Origin of the sequence: Methylobacterium sp. Leaf100 (assembly GCF_001422845.1) — a bacterium.
Taxonomy (GTDB): domain Bacteria; phylum Pseudomonadota; class Alphaproteobacteria; order Rhizobiales; family Beijerinckiaceae; genus Methylobacterium.
The window spans coordinates 134,421-149,492 of record NZ_LMMW01000056.1; the positions used below are offsets into that span (position 1 = coordinate 134,421).

The 15,072-nt window shown below is 71.0% G+C and carries 15 protein-coding genes; 11 read left to right on the plus strand and 4 right to left on the minus strand.

Going from position 1 to position 15,072, the window contains the following annotated elements; all coding sequences use genetic code 11:
* Positions 1-8 precede the first annotated feature (8 nt).
* Complete coding sequence (locus ASF25_RS18150; RefSeq protein ID WP_056172476.1) at positions 9-542, minus strand: L,D-transpeptidase family protein; 534 nt, start codon at positions 540-542, stop codon at positions 9-11.
* 290 nt (positions 543-832) lie between these two features.
* Here ASF25_RS18150 and ASF25_RS18155 point away from each other — a divergent pair, with 290 nt between their 5' ends.
* The 6 genes from ASF25_RS18155 (at position 833) to ASF25_RS18180 (ending at position 5,798) form a co-directional block, all read left to right on the plus strand.
* On the plus strand, positions 833-1,519 hold the full coding sequence (locus tag ASF25_RS18155; protein ID WP_056172474.1) for a response regulator transcription factor: 687 nt from the start codon (positions 833-835) through the stop codon (positions 1,517-1,519).
* Between the two features lie 61 nt (positions 1,520-1,580).
* Entirely contained in the window at positions 1,581-2,069 is a 489-nt protein-coding gene (locus ASF25_RS18160) for a Crp/Fnr family transcriptional regulator (protein ID WP_056266720.1), read from the plus strand.
* A 207-nt stretch (positions 2,070-2,276) separates the two neighbouring features.
* Entirely contained in the window at positions 2,277-2,705 is a 429-nt protein-coding gene (locus ASF25_RS18165) for a hypothetical protein (protein WP_056172468.1), read from the plus strand.
* A gap of 77 nt (positions 2,706-2,782) precedes the next feature.
* Positions 2,783-3,625, plus strand: coding sequence for a 2,3,4,5-tetrahydropyridine-2,6-dicarboxylate N-succinyltransferase (gene dapD / locus ASF25_RS18170; protein ID WP_056172465.1), 843 nt, complete (start codon positions 2,783-2,785; stop codon positions 3,623-3,625).
* Positions 3,626-3,809: 184 nt separating this feature from the next.
* Complete coding sequence (locus ASF25_RS18175; protein ID WP_056172462.1) at positions 3,810-4,685, plus strand: alpha/beta hydrolase; 876 nt, start codon at positions 3,810-3,812, stop codon at positions 4,683-4,685.
* 204 nt (positions 4,686-4,889) lie between these two features.
* A complete protein-coding gene (locus tag ASF25_RS18180; RefSeq protein ID WP_082502900.1) occupies positions 4,890-5,798 on the plus strand; it encodes a phosphatase PAP2 family protein in 909 nt (302 codons plus the stop codon).
* 213 nt (positions 5,799-6,011) lie between these two features.
* Here ASF25_RS18180 and ASF25_RS18185 read toward each other — a convergent pair whose 3' ends face one another.
* Together ASF25_RS18185 and ASF25_RS18190 are read right to left on the minus strand one after the other, a co-directional pair.
* On the minus strand, positions 6,012-6,770 hold the full coding sequence (locus ASF25_RS18185) for a TerC family protein (RefSeq protein WP_056306310.1): 759 nt from the start codon (positions 6,768-6,770) through the stop codon (positions 6,012-6,014).
* Between the two features lie 52 nt (positions 6,771-6,822).
* The gene (locus ASF25_RS18190) at positions 6,823-7,752 is read right to left on the minus strand and encodes a lipid kinase (protein WP_056306312.1); all 930 of its coding nucleotides are present in this window, start codon (positions 7,750-7,752) and stop codon (positions 6,823-6,825) included.
* Positions 7,753-8,114: 362 nt separating this feature from the next.
* Between ASF25_RS18190 and ASF25_RS23000 the strand changes: the two genes are divergently transcribed.
* The 3 genes from ASF25_RS23000 to ASF25_RS18205 all read left to right on the plus strand — a co-directional run bounded on the left by ASF25_RS23000 (position 8,115) and on the right by ASF25_RS18205 (position 10,720).
* On the plus strand, positions 8,115-8,969 hold the full coding sequence (locus tag ASF25_RS23000; protein WP_056306314.1) for a hypothetical protein: 855 nt from the start codon (positions 8,115-8,117) through the stop codon (positions 8,967-8,969).
* Positions 8,970-9,023: 54 nt separating this feature from the next.
* On the plus strand, positions 9,024-10,241 hold the full coding sequence (locus ASF25_RS18200; protein ID WP_156369061.1) for a hypothetical protein: 1,218 nt from the start codon (positions 9,024-9,026) through the stop codon (positions 10,239-10,241).
* A gap of 266 nt (positions 10,242-10,507) precedes the next feature.
* Positions 10,508-10,720 (plus strand): DUF1127 domain-containing protein, encoded by a 213-nt coding sequence (locus tag ASF25_RS18205; RefSeq protein WP_056172448.1) that lies wholly within the window; start codon positions 10,508-10,510, stop codon positions 10,718-10,720.
* A 115-nt stretch (positions 10,721-10,835) separates the two neighbouring features.
* On the opposite strand, the gene ASF25_RS18210 is transcribed toward ASF25_RS18205, so the two are convergent.
* Positions 10,836-13,781: a phosphoenolpyruvate carboxylase gene (locus ASF25_RS18210; protein WP_082502906.1), complete on the minus strand. Its 2,946-nt coding sequence runs from the start codon at positions 13,779-13,781 to the stop codon at positions 10,836-10,838.
* A 280-nt stretch (positions 13,782-14,061) separates the two neighbouring features.
* On the opposite strand from ASF25_RS18210, the gene ASF25_RS18215 reads away from it, so the two are divergent.
* Positions 14,062-14,331: a hypothetical protein gene (locus ASF25_RS18215; RefSeq protein ID WP_056172445.1), complete on the plus strand. Its 270-nt coding sequence runs from the start codon at positions 14,062-14,064 to the stop codon at positions 14,329-14,331.
* Between the two features lie 11 nt (positions 14,332-14,342).
* Entirely contained in the window at positions 14,343-15,071 is a 729-nt protein-coding gene (locus ASF25_RS23935; RefSeq protein ID WP_200927320.1) for a hypothetical protein, read from the plus strand.
* Position 15,072: the final 1 nt, after the last annotated feature.

The following is a 15,072-nucleotide window of genomic DNA, read 5'->3' on the forward strand; positions in this document are numbered from 1 at the left end:
CCATGAGGTTATCCGATCCACATCCGCGTGCGCGGCCCGAGACGGCGCAGGAGCCGGGCGAGATCCGCGCGCTTCAGGGCGACGCAGCCCTCCGTCGGGGTGTAGCCCGGCCGCGCGCAGTGGAAGAAGATCGCCGAACCGAGGCGCTTGCGGATCGGTCCGCGATTGTAGTCGAGGTCGATGACGAGGTCGTACAGACCGTCGTCCCGCCACATCCGTTCCGTGCTCACGGGGCAGGGCAGGGTGACGGGCCGGTTGTAGCGCCGGTCCCCGGGCTCGTCGCACCAGCCGTCGCTCGGTCGCGTCGCGCGCAGGGCGAGGGCGGTGCGCGGTCGGGCCGCGAACACGTCGGGACGGTAGGCGCCCCCCCGCAGGCGAAAGTGCCCCCGCGGCGAGCCGCCGTCGCCCTCGCGCTTGCGCTGGACCAGCCCCGAGCGCCCGAGGGCACAGGGGATGACGGCCGGACCGGCGAGAACCTGTCCACGGGTGCGGTCGCCCACGAGGGCACGGACGCGCAGGTGCGAGAGCGTCGTTCGTTTCATGGGGCACCTTATCGCCCGGGACGGCACGGGATGCCATCATCGGCAGACCTTCGGCCCCTCCGTCATTTGCCACGCGACCGGACTGAAACTTTAGGCAGTCGTCGGTCGTTTGTGGGGATATTACTGCGCATACGCGCGTCTTTTCCTGAAGACGCGCGGTCCATCAAATCGTTTTCGTTCTGCCGCCGCCTCTCTGGATTCAGCTTGAGGCGGACGCCTTAATCCCTTCCCCTGGTCTGAGGATCACGCGCTGGACGTGACCTCACTCGTGCGCGAAAGTCGTCTGGTCGATGCCCAATACCCATCGCCTGCTGGTCTGCGACGACGATGCTTCGTTGCGGGAAACCCTGACGGAGCAACTGGACCTCTACGAAGAGTTCCGGGTGATCGGCCTGGCGGATGCCACCAGCGCCATCGCCTGCGTGACCGACGATCGCATCGACCTCGTGGTGATGGATGTCGGCCTGCCCGACATGGACGGACGCGAGGCCGTGCGGGCCATGCGCCGGAACGGCTATCGCGGGCCCGTCATCATGCTCACGGGCCAGGATTCCGAGGACGACACGGTGGAGGGGCTCGAAGCCGGAGCCAACGACTACGTCACCAAGCCGTTCAAGTTCGCGGTCCTGCTCGCCCGCATCCGCGCCCACCTGCGCAGCCACGAGGCGAGTGAGGATGCGGTGTTCCAGATCGGGCCCTACACCTTCCGCCCCGGCGCCAAGCTCCTGGTCGACGCGCGCGGGTCGAAGCTGAAGCTGACCGAGAAGGAGACCGCGATCCTGCGCTTCCTCTACCGCGCCGGGTGTGCGGTGGTGGGCCGGGACACGCTGCTCGCGGAAGTCTGGGGCTACAACGCCCAGGTGACCACCCACACCCTCGAGACGCACATCTATCGCCTGCGCCAGAAGATCGAGCCGAATCCGGGACTCGCGGCGATCCTGGTGACAGAGGGCGGCGGCTACAAGCTGCTTCCGTAGCGTATCGCGCCGCCGCGCGGCTTGCGGTAAGCTCGCCCATCGACGGAAGGGATAGGGCGGCTTGGGGCTGGACGACGACATCGCGATCCTGGCCGGCGCCCCCCTGTTCGGATTCCTGGGCCGCGACGCCCTGCGCCTGCTCTCCTTCGCCGCAGAGCGGCGCAGCCTGGGCTCCGGCGACCGGCTGTTCGCCCGCGGCGACGCCTCGGATGGCGGCTTCGTCGTCCTGTCGGGCACCATCGCCCTGGCGCCCCGCGTGGCCGGCGGCGAGACCATCACGCTCGGCCGCTCCGCCCTCATCGGCCGACTCGCCCTGCTCCTGCCCGGTGAGCGGCCGACGGACGCCCATGCGGCGGCGGCGGCGGAGGTACTCCGCATCACGCCCGTCCTGATGCGGCGGGTGCTGGCGGAATTCCCGCAGGCCGCGCAGGCCATCCACGACGAACTCGCCGACGACCTGACCTCCCTCGCGGGCGACCTCGACCGGGTTCGCCGGCGCTTCGATGCCGTGACGCCCGTGCTTCGGGGTGATGGCGGCGCGGTGGCATAGCCCGCGCGGCGCCTGAGCCAGCAACGTGAGCCCGCGCGGCGCCCGAGCGCCGGTCCCCGGAGTTCGGACGGTCCTCTTTCGATCGATGTCGCGAATGCTCACGACCGCGTGAGGTCTTTCCTAAGACACGCGGGCGCAGGCTGGATCAGCGGAACGGATGAGGGGGATCGGTGGAGTTCCGGCCTTCCTCGGAGACACTTCAGGACCATGCTGAACCATCTCGCGCAGGACGCGCAGGACCGGCGGGCGCAGATCGCCGGCGTGGCCTTCCTCGGCCTCGTCAGCCTGGGAGGCATCTACGCCGTCGCGGTCTATTCCGGCCGGCTCATGGTCTGCCACGAGACCAACAGCTCCCTCACCGACCAGAACTTCATCGACATCATGATCGGCAACATCGTCCGCGAGGGCGATCACGGTGGACGCGCCTACGGCAACCGTCTCGACTACCTCGACGACCGGACCGAGTGCTGCACCATCGAACGGATCACGGACCGGCTTCCGTCGGGGGCGCCGGGCAAACCGGAGGTTTCCGTCTCGGCGAAGTACTTCAACACCACGCGCAAGGACTACGTCCTGATCCAGCGCCGCTTCGACGCCTGCGGCCACGCCGCGTCGAAACCCCTGACTGCCGGCTGACGGGTGACGCGGCCGAGGTGACAGGGCGGGCGGGCTTTTGTAAGCACGGAACCCTCGTCTCATCCCCGGAAGCCGTCATGTCCCACGCCGACCTCGCCACCACCATCGAGACCGCCTGGGAGGAGCGCGCCGGCATCGACACCGGCACCAAGGGCGCCGTGCGCGACGCCGTGGAGCACGCCCTCGACCTCCTCGATGCCGGCAAGGCCCGCGTCGCCGAGAAGGTGGACGGCGAGTGGCAGGTCAACCAGTGGCTCAAGAAGGCGGTGCTGCTGTCCTTCCGCCTCAACGACATGGAGATCATCCATGGCGGCCCCGACGGCGCGACCTGGTGGGACAAGGTCCCGTCCAAGTTCGAGGGCTGGAAGAAGAAGCATTTTCGCGAGGCCGGCTTCCGGGCGGTGCCCGGCTGCGTCGTGCGGCGCGGCTCCTACATCGCGCCCGGCGCGGTGCTGATGCCGTCCTTCATCAACCTCGGCGCCCATGTCGGCGAGGGCACCATGGTCGACACCTGGGTCACCATCGGCTCCTGCGCGCAGGTGGGGAAGAACTGCCACATCTCCGGCGGCGCCGGCATCGCCGGGGTGCTCGAGCCGCTCCAGGCCAATCCGGTCATCATCGAGGACAACTGCTTCATCGGCGCTCGCGCCGAGGTGGCCGAGGGCGTGATCGTCGGCGAGGGCAGCGTGCTCTCCATGGGCGTCTACATCGGCGCCTCCACCAAGATCATCGACCGGTCGACGGGCGAGGTCATGTACGGCCGCGTGCCGCCGTACTCCGTCGTGGTCTCCGGCACCACGCCGGGCAAGGACCTGCCGGACGGCACGCCCGGCCCGGGCCTGTACTGCGCGGTCATCGTCAAGCGCGTCGATGCCGGCACCCGCTCCAAGACCGCCATCAACGAACTGCTGCGGACCTGAATCCGTCGGCGGACCCCGGTCGAGCGCAGGCTCGGCGGGGTCTGGCCCCCCGCCGGCGGGCAGACCCGTCCGGCGGATCGCCGCGATCCCGCTTCGGAGCGGCGGGAGCACTGGTATTGTGCCGCATGTCGGGGGGAGGGGGGCGACCCCATCTTGCCGACGACGCACCCGTTGGAACTGCGCGATGATCGAGCCGGCCTGCTCCGCCCGTAGCCTGTCCCTCACCGTCGCCGGACGGCCGCTGCCGACGCCGTGCGACGTGATCGGCAACGGTCCCGATGCCCTGCTGCTCCCCGCCCTGTCGTCGATCTCGGCCCGGGCCGAGATGCGGCCGCTGGCGCGGGACCTTGGCCATGACTTCCGATGCCACGTACCGGACTGGCCGGGCTTCGGCGACCGGACGCGGCCGCGGATCGCCCTGAATCCCACCACGATGCACGGGTTCCTCGACGCCCTGCTGGCGGCGGAGCGCGGCCCCTATGCGCTCGGCGTCGCCGCGGGCCACGCGGCGGGTTATCTCGTGGCGGCGGCCCGACGGCATCCCGGCCTGTTCGCGCGTCTCGTCCTCGTGGCGCCGACCTGGCGCGGCCCGTTCCCCACCATGATGGGACCGAACCGGCGCGGCCTCATCGCGGGCATCCGCCGCGCCGTCGAGCTGCCGGTGCTCGGCGAAGCCCTGTACCGCCTCAACATCAGCCCGCCGGTGATCGGCCGGATGATGCGGGCCCACGTCTACGCCGATCCCGCCCACGTCACGCCGGGTGTCATCGCCGACAAGCACGCCGTCACCCGCCACCCCGGCGGCCGCTTCGGCACCGCCGCCTTCGTCACCGGCGGCCTCGACCCGTGCGAGACCCGCAAGGACTTCCTCGACCTGTTCACCGATGACGGCCTGCCGCCGATCCTCGTCCTGCGCCCCGAACGGGCGCCGCGCCGCTCCGGCGCCGAGATGGATGCGCTCGTCGCCACCGGCCACGTCGCCCGCGCGTCGGTGCCGGGTGCCCTGAGCCCGCACGAGGAGTATCCCGGCGAAGTCGCGGCGGCGATCCGCGCGGCCTGAGGGCGCGAGGGGCGTCACGAAACGCCCGGGGAAAGATCTCAACGGCGCGCCGGCGCGGCGAGTGACAAAACACGCCGTCGGGCACTGTTCAGGCGGCGTGTGCGAAGGATCGACCCTTGCCATAGGGCCGTTACATGGGAACCCTATGACACGAGGCTGCTCCGCCTTTCGTCCCCAGTTCCACACACGCTCTCAGAGACGCCGATGGCCCGCCTACCCTTCGCCCTCGTCCTCCTCGCCACCGTCGCTGGAATCGGGCCGGTCTGCGCCGAGGATATGCAGCCCAAAGATCCATTGGCCAAGGATACACTGGCCAAGGATGCGCCCGTCAAGGATGCACCCCGCAAACCCGCCTCCGCCCCCTCCGTAGCCACCACGCCGGTGACGCCGGCCAAGGTGGCGCGCCAGCCTTATCTCGCCGACGCCGTGGCGCCCGACACCGTGGCGATCCTCCCCGCGCCGCCGCGCGGCCAGTCGGCGGCGGAAACCGCCGACAAGGCCGCCTTCACGGCGACCCGCTCCCTCAAGGGCACCCCCCGCTGGGTTCTGGCCACCACGGACGTCGCCGACGGCGCCTCGGCGATCCTCGACGATTTCGCCTGCGTCATCGGCCAGCGCATCGATCAGGCCCGCGCACCTGCCCTGATGACCCTGCTGGAGCGCTCGCGCCTCGACATCGCCCGCGCGACCCGGGGGCCGAAGGAACATTACCGCCGTATCCGCCCGTTCGTCGGCAACGACGCGGAGATCTGTGTCGTCCGCTCGGCCGAGATCGCCAACGCGTTCAGCTTCCCCTCGAGCCACGCGACCCAGGGCTGGACCTACGCTTCGATCATGGCCGCGCTGATGCCCGAGAAGGCGACCCAGTTCTTCGTGCGCGCCCGGTCCTACGGCGAGAGTCGCGTCGTCTGCGGTTTGCACTGGATGAGCGATGTCCAGGCCGGCCGTACCGCCGGAAGCATCGTCTTCGCGGCCCTTCAGGGGGATGCGGGGTTCCGGGCCGATCTGGAGCGGGCCCGGGCGGAAATCACCAAGCTCGTCGCCGGGGGGGGCTCGGCGCCCGATCAGGCGATCTGCAAACGCGAGGCAGCCGGCACCGAATCCATCCTCTGAGACTGTCTCCGGATGATCCATTCGGAGACAGTCTCAGGCGGCCCGCGCGGCGCCTCGGCGAAGCCCAAATCCGCATCGCGAAGCGATCGACCGGACTTGGTATGAAACCGTGCCGCTCGTCCGCCTGTGGGCGGGACGTCGTGTGCCCATACGAAGAAGGCCCGCCGGAGCGATCCGGCGGGCCTTCTTGTTTTCCCGTGAAACCGACGGGTCCTACCCCTCGGCGGGGCCGGCTGCGCCCTGCTTGGCCCTGCGGCGACGCCGGGACAGCATGTTGAGGCCTTCGACACCGGCCGAGAACGCCATGGCGGTGTAGATGTAGCCCTTGGAGACGTGGGCACCGAACCCCTCCGCGATCAGCGTCATGCCGATCATGATGAGGAAGCCCAGCGCCAGCATCACCACCGTGGGATTGGCGGCGATGAAGCGCGAGAGCGGGTTCGCCGCCACCAGCATCACCGTCACGGCGACGACGACGGCCACCACCATGATGGGCACGTGCTCGGTCATGCCCACCGCCGTGATGATGCTGTCGATGGAGAACACGAGGTCGAGGACGAGGATCTGGCCGATGGCCGTGGCGAAGCCGAGGGTCACGGCCTGCCCCAGGCCCTTGTCCTCCGGCTCCGGCTCCATGGTGTGGTGGATCTCCTTGGTGGCCTTCCACAGCAGGAAGAGACCGCCGCCGATGAGGATCAGGTCGCGCCAGGAGAAGGCGTGGCCCAACACCGTGAAGACCGGCTGCGTCAGGGCGACGATGTAGGCGACGGTCCCGAGCAACCCGAGGCGCAGCACCAGGGCGAGGCCGATGCCGATGCGCCGCGCCCGGTCCTGCTGGTGGGCCGGCAGCTTGTTCGTCAGGATCGAGATGAAGATCAGGTTGTCGATGCCGAGGACCACCTCCATCACGATGAGGGTGGCGAGGGCCGCCCAGGCGGTCGGGTCGCTGAGAAGGGGAAGGATGCTGTCCACGGGAGGGCTGTTCCGAACGTCGAGAAGGGCAGGGTACTAGAAGGCGAAGGTACTAGAAGGGCAGGGTGAAGGTAGGACGCGCGACGCCCGGGCGCTGCGACGCCTCCGGCGCGAAGATGCGGACGGCCTTGGGGAAGACCTTGAAGTGGGCCGGCGTGTAGGTCGACAGCTCGCCGTCGGTGTTCACCGGCCGGGGCTTCTTCGTCTTCACCACGATTTCGGTGGTGTGGAAGGCACGCACGTCCGCGGCCTTCCCTTGCGTGCCCCGCCGCAGGGCCGGCAGCAGGGCGAGCAGCCGCCACCAGTGCTTCACCTCCAGGCTGTAGAAGTCGAGCTTGCCGTCGTCGACGGTGGCGGTTTCCTCCACGGTCATGCCGCCGCCGTAATGACGCCCGTTGCCCACCGAGACCTGGATGGTGGTGATCGTCTCGGTCTGCCCGTCATGCTCGAGATACACAGTGAACGGCCGCACCCGGCGCAGGACCCGCATGGCGGCGATGCCGTAACCGACGGTGCCCCACTTCTTCTTGGATTCGGCCGTGAGGTCGCCGGCGAGCTCGGCCGAGAAGCCGATGCTGGCGACGTTGAAATAGTAGTGGCCGTTGACGCAGCCGAGATCGACCGGCCGGGCCTCCTCCGTGGCGATGAGGGTCGCGGCCGCCACCGGATCGGGGGGCAGGCCGAGAGAGCGGGCGAGGTCGTTGGCGGTGCCGAGCGGCAGGATGCCGAGGGGCAGGCCCGTCTCGACGAGGGCGGGCGCCGCCGCGTTCAGGGTCCCGTCGCCGCCGCCGAGGATCACCAAGTCGCTTTGCGCCGCATGCCGCTTGATGACGGCCGTGCAGTCGGGATCGCCCGGTGGCTCGAAGGGTTCGATGCCGCCCTCGCGCAGGGCCTCGCGCACGGCATCGAGGGAGAAGCCGCCGTTGCGGGCATTGGGGTTGACGAGGAGGAGGCCCCGGCGGGCCCGCGGACCGGCGCTCACGCGGAGGCCTCGGGAACGGTGCGACGGGAAATCTGAATCGGCATGGGGTTGGAGACCCTCCGGTGCGTTCGCGCCGCGTGAGCGCAAAGGCAGAGAAGGGGTCCGACATCACGGTCAACGCCTCGACCGCCAGAGGGGCCCGGACCCAGTACGGTCAAGGTGGGTTGCCCGCCCGGGATGGCAAGGCCGAGGGCACCGGGAAAGCGGGATCGTGAGGCTGTGGCCCTGGCGCCACGGTCGCGGATCATCGTACGTTGAGCGTCGATGGCGCGAAACCGAGCGCGCTCACGAAACGTTCAACCCCCATCGACCGCTCTGCTCCCCGAACCTTTCGCATCGGTCGCGACCCCGGTGATGATGTCATGCGCTACGGTTCGTGTTCCGTCTGCTCCGCCGCGTTGATGGGCGTCCTTTGGATCGGTGGGCCGGCCCAGGCCCAGTCGGGACCGGGCTGGATCGATCCGCCGGCCAAGACCGAGGGCAAGGCCCAGGGCATGACCGAGACGAAGGGCGATGCGGCCAAGGCCGGATCCGGCAGCGAGCCCGAAGCCCGGACCGGAGCGAGGATGCAATCGGATTCCGGCACGCCGCGGGCCTCCGCCAGGGCGGAACCGAGTCCGCCGGCTGCGGTGCGCCGCCCGGCTCGTCCGTCCGCCCGGTATCGGGGGCCCGAGGATGCGCCGCCCCGCCGCCTGTCGCGTGTCCCCGCCGTGCCGGCGACGCCCATGGCGACGGCAGCCCCCGCAACGTCCATGGCCTCGGCCGACCGGTTCCCCGAATGGGCCGCCGCGGCGGAGCGCCTGAGCGACGACTATCTCGACAGCGTCTCCGCTCCGGGCCTCGGTCTCGTGACCGCCGCACCGCGCTTCTACGGCGAGCGTGTGCGCTTCCATGGCCGGGTCGTTTCCCTGGCCGCGCTGATGGCCGAGAAGCGCCACTTCGCCGCCCGCTGGCCGGTGCGCCGCTACGAGCCGCAATCCGGCGCCACGCGCACCGCCTGCAACGCCGCCACCGCGACCTGCATCGTCCGCACCACCTTCGACTACCGCGCAGAGAACCCGGCCCGCGGCACCCGGGCACAGGGTGTGTCGGACCTCGTTCTCACCATCGACCTGTCCGGCCCCCGCCCGGTCATCGTCTCGGAAACCAGTCGCGTGCTGCGCCGCTATGGTCCGGGGCCGCTCGGCGCTATAGCGGGACGCACGCGCGGGGCGTGATCCCGCTGCGTCGTAGAATCCCTGGGAGTGGTCCACGCCTTGGAAGTGAGCGCCTTGAAACCCCGTGATCCGCGAGAGGGACCGGGCGATACCCCCGACGCGTTGGCGTGCGCCGCCCTGCGGACCCGGATCGCCGAGGAGATCGCCGCCCAGGGCGGCCATCCCCTGGCGCAGCGGACCCTCCAGCTTCTCACGGAAGCCGTGGCCGAGCCGCAGGACGCGCCGCCGGGCTACCGGATCCTCGACCGGGCCGGCCACCCGCGTCGCGGCCCCGCGGGGCCGAGCGAGGGCACGGGCAAGGCCGGCCCCGAACCGACCGTCGATTCCGAGCCGGCCATGACCCTGGCCGATTTCGTCGCGGACCTGCGCCGCCTTCACCCGGCCCTGTTCGTGCCGTCGGTGCCCGAGGCCGCGTCGGAAGTCGGCCCCGTTGGGGAATCCGCCACTCCGGCGCCGGTCGCTCCGGGCGCCGCAGCCCGGTTCGTCGAGGCCCGATCCACGCAGGCCAGACGCGCCCTCGCCCGTTCGGCCACCCGTGGTCGAGCCCTCGCCGGGCAGGCGACCGAGCGCTGGCAGGGCCTGCGTCGGCGCTTCGCTGCGCCTCTTGCTGCGACGTCCACGGAGTCCGCGCTCCCATCGACGGAAACGGCGACCCGGCCGGGCGGCCTCGGCGCCTTCGCGCGCCAGGCGGCGGGGCGGGCGCGGGGCGGTTTCGCCGACACGGGCGCGCGCCTGCACGGGACCATGCGGGAGGGTGGGGTGCTTCGCGACCGCCGGGTTCTCGCCGCCGGCGCCGGCCTTCTCGGGCTCGTCGTCCTGATCGCCGTGGCCCAGCGCTCCGGCGAGGACACCCAAACGCCATCGCCGCCGCCGGTCTCCGACGCCGCCCCGTCCGCCACCGAGACGGTTCCCCCCGCCGTGAGCGAAGCGGCGAAGCCCGTCGGCGAGCGGGCCGCCGATGCCTTGACCGGCCCCGTCGAGGTCATCGACACCGCGACCCTGCGCGTGGCGGGGAAGCTCGTGCGCCTGTTCGGCGTCGAATGGGTGCGCGGGGGCCAGGCGGACGAACTCACACGCTATCTCGCCGGACGCACGGTCACCTGCCAGCCCGTGGCGGGCAGCGAGGCGCGCCTGTGTAACGTCGACGGCCGCGACCTGTCGGAGGTGGTGCTGTTCAACGGCGGCGGCCGCGCCTCGTCGGAGGCGACGCCCGATCTCGTCGCCGCCGAGGATCGTGCCCGGACCGAACGGCTGGGAGTCTGGGCCCGCTAGGGACCGGATCGCCCCGCCCGAACCGCGTTGCGCCGGGGTATCCCCGCGAACCCGCTTCCGCTCAACCGGACGGCACGCCGGACCGAAGCTGAAAAACTGGGCTGGATTGCATCGAGCTTAAGCAATCCCTGCACACTGCATGCCCAAGGAGCATGGCTGACCCACCCGCTTTCCCTCTCGTCGTTGCAGTGCACAAACCTTACTTTCCGATCAGACGCCGCCGAACGAGACCAGGGCGGCAGAGACAAAGCCGGAAAGCAAAGCCCGTGACCCTCTCCCTCATCACCAGCCTGAAGTCCCGCTGGAAGGACAACGAAACCGCGCGCCAGATCGCCCAGCTGACCGACCGCGAACTCGCCGATATCGGCGCCCAGCAGATCGGTGGCCGGATCCTCTCGAAGGCGCAGAATTACCGCGTCGCCGACGGCCTGCGTGGCACGCAGTCGCCGCTTCGCTACGCTTCGTTCCCCTCCGCCTGACCTGTCATCCCGACCCGCCCGGCCGATCCGGCCGTCGGGTTCTCGGGAGTTGCCTGAACACGCCGGCCCTTCGTGGCCGGCGTTTCCATGTGCGGGACAACACACCGCCGTCCGACTACCCGAACGCCCCGACCTCGTGCTGGATCATGCCGGAGAGCTCGCGCACCCGGGCGAAGGAGCGGCGGATCGGCTCGAACAGGGTGTTGTGCTCGGCTTCATAGGTGCCGACGTCGCGTGGCCCCGCCGGCTCGCCGAAGTTGAGACCGAGCGTCGGGTCCGGCGTCACCGGGAAGATGTCCTCCAGGAGCGTCAGGCAGCCGTCGATGTCGAGGCGTAGGAACCGCTCGATGAGGGCCTCCCGGCTGATGCCCGATTGCGGCCGGAAGCCGGGGATGTGCACGGCCAGGAACCAGATCCGGTGGATCAGGGCGAGGCGGATTGCGTGCAGCAGGGTCAGGCGGGGCGACATCTTGCCGAGGTCGGGTGCCGCCGCCTGGAGGCTGAGCCAGTCGCAGGTGAGCCGCCCGAACAGCCGGCGCAGGTCCGGGGCCAGGCGCAGGCGGTCGAGGGCCGTGGCGATGACCACGAGTTCCTCGCGGCGGCCGTCGCGCTGGGTGCGCCGCGCCCGCTCCAGCCACACCGCCGGGTCGAGGGTGTCGACGTAGGCGCGCAACACGTCGAGGTCGCCGACGCTGGCGGCGTGCTGGACGAGGCGGAAGGCCCGGGAGAACCGCACGGAATCGCGCCGCATGTCGCGAAACAGGTCCGGCGCCCGGCCGGCGGCCCGGCCGATGCCGTGCAGGGAATTGGCGAGGAAGCCGAGCTGCTGCAGGATCGCGTTGTTGGGGATCGCCCGCATCTGGCGCGGATGGGTGATCATGCTCGGGCCCCCGCCATCGGATTGGCGCGCCACGGGCCGTGAACCGGTGCGGTCGAGGAGGCTCGGGCCGAACGTGCCGAGCAGGGCGGCGTAGCCCGGGTCGTCGACGAGGGTCTCCATGTCCTGGCGCACCACCGTGAAGAATTCGGCGGAGAAGTCGGCCTCGCCGTAGATCGGGTCGTCGGCCTCGTCGGCACCATTCGTCGCATCGGACAGGACATAGTCGGCAAACGAATCGTCGTCGGTGAGATCCAGGGCGAAGACGTGCTCGGCGATGCGCTCCACCGTGGCTTTCGCGAGCGGCAGGGTGCCGAACATGAGGTAGCCGTCGGAGCCCTGGAAGCTCGATTCGAGACGGACCCGGATGCCCGCCGCCCGGTTGCGCCGGCGCGCATCCTCGGGGGCGAGATAGGCGAGGCGGTCGCGCAGGCTCGTCGGGTGGGCGCCCCGGCCGATGGATTCGCCGTGGGTGTCGAAGATGGCGAGTTCGACGCCGGTGAGGTCGTTCTGCACCATGAGTTCGGTGATGCGCAGGCGCAGGCGCTCGATCCAGAAGCTCGCGGCGAGCTGGCCGACGTAGCGGCCGGAATCCGAGTAGCCGAACTGCACCGTGAGGCGGCCGATGCGCTTGAGGTATTGCCGCCAATGCGGGTTGCGCAGGGCGTCGTCGAGGACGCGGATGCCCTGCTCCAGGGCCGAGGCGGTCTCGAACAGGGGCGTGATCTCGACCTTGTCGGCGATCCCGTAGTGCCGGGCGAGCCAGAGGGCGGCCAGCAGGGTGTAGCCCGTCTCCGTCTCGGCGATGAGGAAGCGCACGGGATGCGTGCCGTCCACGTGCTTGAGGATCTGGGTGATGGTCATCATCAGCCGGGCGGCCGAGGCCCGCTCGGCGGCGAGCGCCCCGAAATCCACGTCCACGGCGTGGACGTCGTTGAGCAGCGCGTGGATCGTCGAGAGGTGGGAGCGGCGCTGGGCCGCGTCGGTCGGCTCGCCCTCGAGGTCGGTCACCCGGCGCACGGCGTTGTGGATCTGGCTGGCGTTGAGCCGGAAATGGGGCAGGGCGTTGGAGAGGCCGTGGGTGGCGATGCCCGAGCGCAGGATCGCGATGGCGCGCCGCTCCTCGTCCGTCGCGACCCCGCCCATGGCCCCGGCGAGGCCGGCGAGGATCGCGGTGGCGTCGGTCTGGGCGCGCTCGCGCTCGATGATGAGGGCGAGGGCGAAGCGGTGGACCGCCTCAAGGGACGGCTTGGTGCCGAGGCGCGGGGCCACGGCGAGCTGGCGATTGACCGCCGCCAGCGCCCCGGCCGTGAGGTCGCGGACCACCTGGGTCGCGGGCACCTGCGGCAGGTGGCGCATCACCCGGTCGAGCTGCATGCGCTTCGATTCGATGCGGTAGCGCAGGGTGTCCCACCACCCGATATCCGTGCGCCCGTCCGTGTCGCAGCCGACCCAGCTGGCGATGGCGAAGGGTTTCGGCACGAGTTCGGTCCAGCGGTCGGGCCAGCGCTGGCGGGCGGCCTCCAGGAGGGCGTCGTTGAAGGCGTCCAGGGCCGAACGGCCGTGATTGGCCGCGACGCAGGCCTGTTCGAACTCGTCGTCGAGGGAGATGGCCGGATCGGGCCGGGTGGAGAGGGCGGCGGCCTTCTCCGTCAGGGGCCGGCGCGCGGCCGCATCCGCCTCGCTCGCGGCCTCGGCGATGAGGCCGGCGACCGCCCGGGGCATGCCGAAGGTCGGATGCGCCGTGAACACCACGGCAAAGCCCGTGCGGCCGACGAGGTCGCGAAACGCCTCGAAATCGCCCTGGCGCTTCGGGATCGCCGCGACGAGGCGTGCCGGCGTGTGGGCCTCCTGCCCGGAGGCCGCATCCCGCTCCAGGCCCACATAGGCGCGCAGGCGCTCGGCCCGTTCGGCCAGGGCCTGCGCCCGCAGCCGGGCGAACAGGCCGTCGAGGACCTCCTCGCCGATCTCACCGCGATCGAACCGACGGGTGATGGCCAGGGTCACCGCCAGGACGGGGTTGCGGAACGGATCCTCCGCCGCCTGTTCGCGGGATTCCTCGATCAGCCCGAGGAGATCCGCCTCGAGGGCCTCGGGCGCGAGGACCCCGTGGGCAGGAACCCCGTGGGCAGGAACCCCGGGGGTCGAAACCGCGTGATCCGGGCTGCGGTCGTGCATGCGCATCGATGGACCTTGGTGACGGGGTGGACGGGGACCGTCATAGGACAATCCGGTGGCGGTGGGGCGATCCCCGGGCCGGGCATCCCCAGACAGGCAGGTATCCCCGCTGGGCACCTGTATCCCGCCGGGCAAGGTATGCCCCGGCGGACGGGTATGCCTGCCCGACATCGCCACCCGGACGTTCGACGCCCGTGCGGTGCCACGCAAGGACCGTTCCGGGTCCGTCTCCCAAGCCGGGCGGCGGATGCATCGCCGGTCATCCTGGGGTAACGCTGACGGCGGCATGGAAACCACCCTGATCCTGGCCGCGATCGCGGTCTTCACCCTCTCGTGCATCGTGGTGATGGCGATGATGGCCCGCGCACGGCGGCCCGAACTGCGCATGGCGCGCGAGGAGGATCTGATGGAGGACCTCATGGAGGAGGACGAGGAGACCCTGATGCGCAGCCTGCAAACGCCCCGGACCAGCCCCATCGACCGTTCCGCGACGATCCTGCCCATCGAGCCGCAACCGGATGTCCGGCGCCTGCCTCCCGGCGACGGCACCCGATGACGGATCCGCGGATGCGTCCCACCCGCCCGACCCCCACGACCCGCTCGGGGCCTGCGGCCCGCCTGGCCCTCGCCGCGCTCCTCGCCGCCTGGACGCACGCCGCCGCGGCTCAGGAGCCGGCGCCGGACCAACCGGCCGCCGCCGCCCCGGTGCGAAAGCCGGTGCCCCGCAAGGTCGCGCCGGCCAAGCCGAAGCCGGTCGCGCCGCCGCCCGCCGCCAGCGCACCGGAGACCCTCACGCCGGCGGCGCCGCCACCCGCCCCGCGTGCGGACCTCACCGTCGCCTGCGCGGAGAAGGCCGCCCTCTACGAGGGACCGAAGAACTTCTCCGTCTGGGTCACCCGGACCGGGCTCATCGTGGTCGAGAACCCCCTGCTGCCGCTGACGCCGGAGACGGCGCGGGTGCTGCAGGTCGTCATCGCCGGCAAGGTCGCGACCGCCTACGGGCCGGACCTGTACGCCCTGCGCCGGGGCGGCGCGCCCGCCGCCCTGGAGGGGGCGAAGGGTGGGACCATCCGCTGGGACGCGACCCCGACGCCCCTGCCCGACACCCTCAACATCGTCTCGGAGGCGGGCCAGCCCCTGGCACAGCTCGCCTTCCAGTCCTGCGGCGAGGCGCCGACCGTCAAGGCGGCCCCCGTGGCCAGATCCAACCCGGGCACCAAGCCCAAGGCCCGTCCGAAGACGGCGCCCGAAGCCCCTCCGGGGATGCGGCTGCCGGCCTCGGCCCTGGAGCCCTGAT

Coding starts and splice junctions, on each gene's coding strand:
- ASF25_RS18150 (WP_056172476.1), bottom strand. CDS start 542: ATGAAACGAACGACGCTCTCGCACCTGCGCGTCCGTGCCCTCGTGGGC.
- ASF25_RS18155 (WP_056172474.1), top strand. CDS start 833: ATGCCCAATACCCATCGCCTGCTGGTCTGCGACGACGATGCTTCGTTG.
- ASF25_RS18165 (WP_056172468.1), top strand. CDS start 2,277: ATGCTGAACCATCTCGCGCAGGACGCGCAGGACCGGCGGGCGCAGATC.
- dapD (WP_056172465.1), top strand. CDS start 2,783: ATGTCCCACGCCGACCTCGCCACCACCATCGAGACCGCCTGGGAGGAG.
- ASF25_RS18175 (WP_056172462.1), top strand. CDS start 3,810: ATGATCGAGCCGGCCTGCTCCGCCCGTAGCCTGTCCCTCACCGTCGCC.
- ASF25_RS18180 (WP_082502900.1), top strand. CDS start 4,890: ATGGCCCGCCTACCCTTCGCCCTCGTCCTCCTCGCCACCGTCGCTGGA.
- ASF25_RS23000 (WP_056306314.1), top strand. CDS start 8,115: ATGCGCTACGGTTCGTGTTCCGTCTGCTCCGCCGCGTTGATGGGCGTC.
- ASF25_RS18210 (WP_082502906.1), bottom strand. CDS start 13,781: ATGCGCATGCACGACCGCAGCCCGGATCACGCGGTTTCGACCCCCGGG.
- ASF25_RS18215 (WP_056172445.1), top strand. CDS start 14,062: ATGGAAACCACCCTGATCCTGGCCGCGATCGCGGTCTTCACCCTCTCG.
- ASF25_RS23935 (WP_200927320.1), top strand. CDS start 14,343: ATGCGTCCCACCCGCCCGACCCCCACGACCCGCTCGGGGCCTGCGGCC.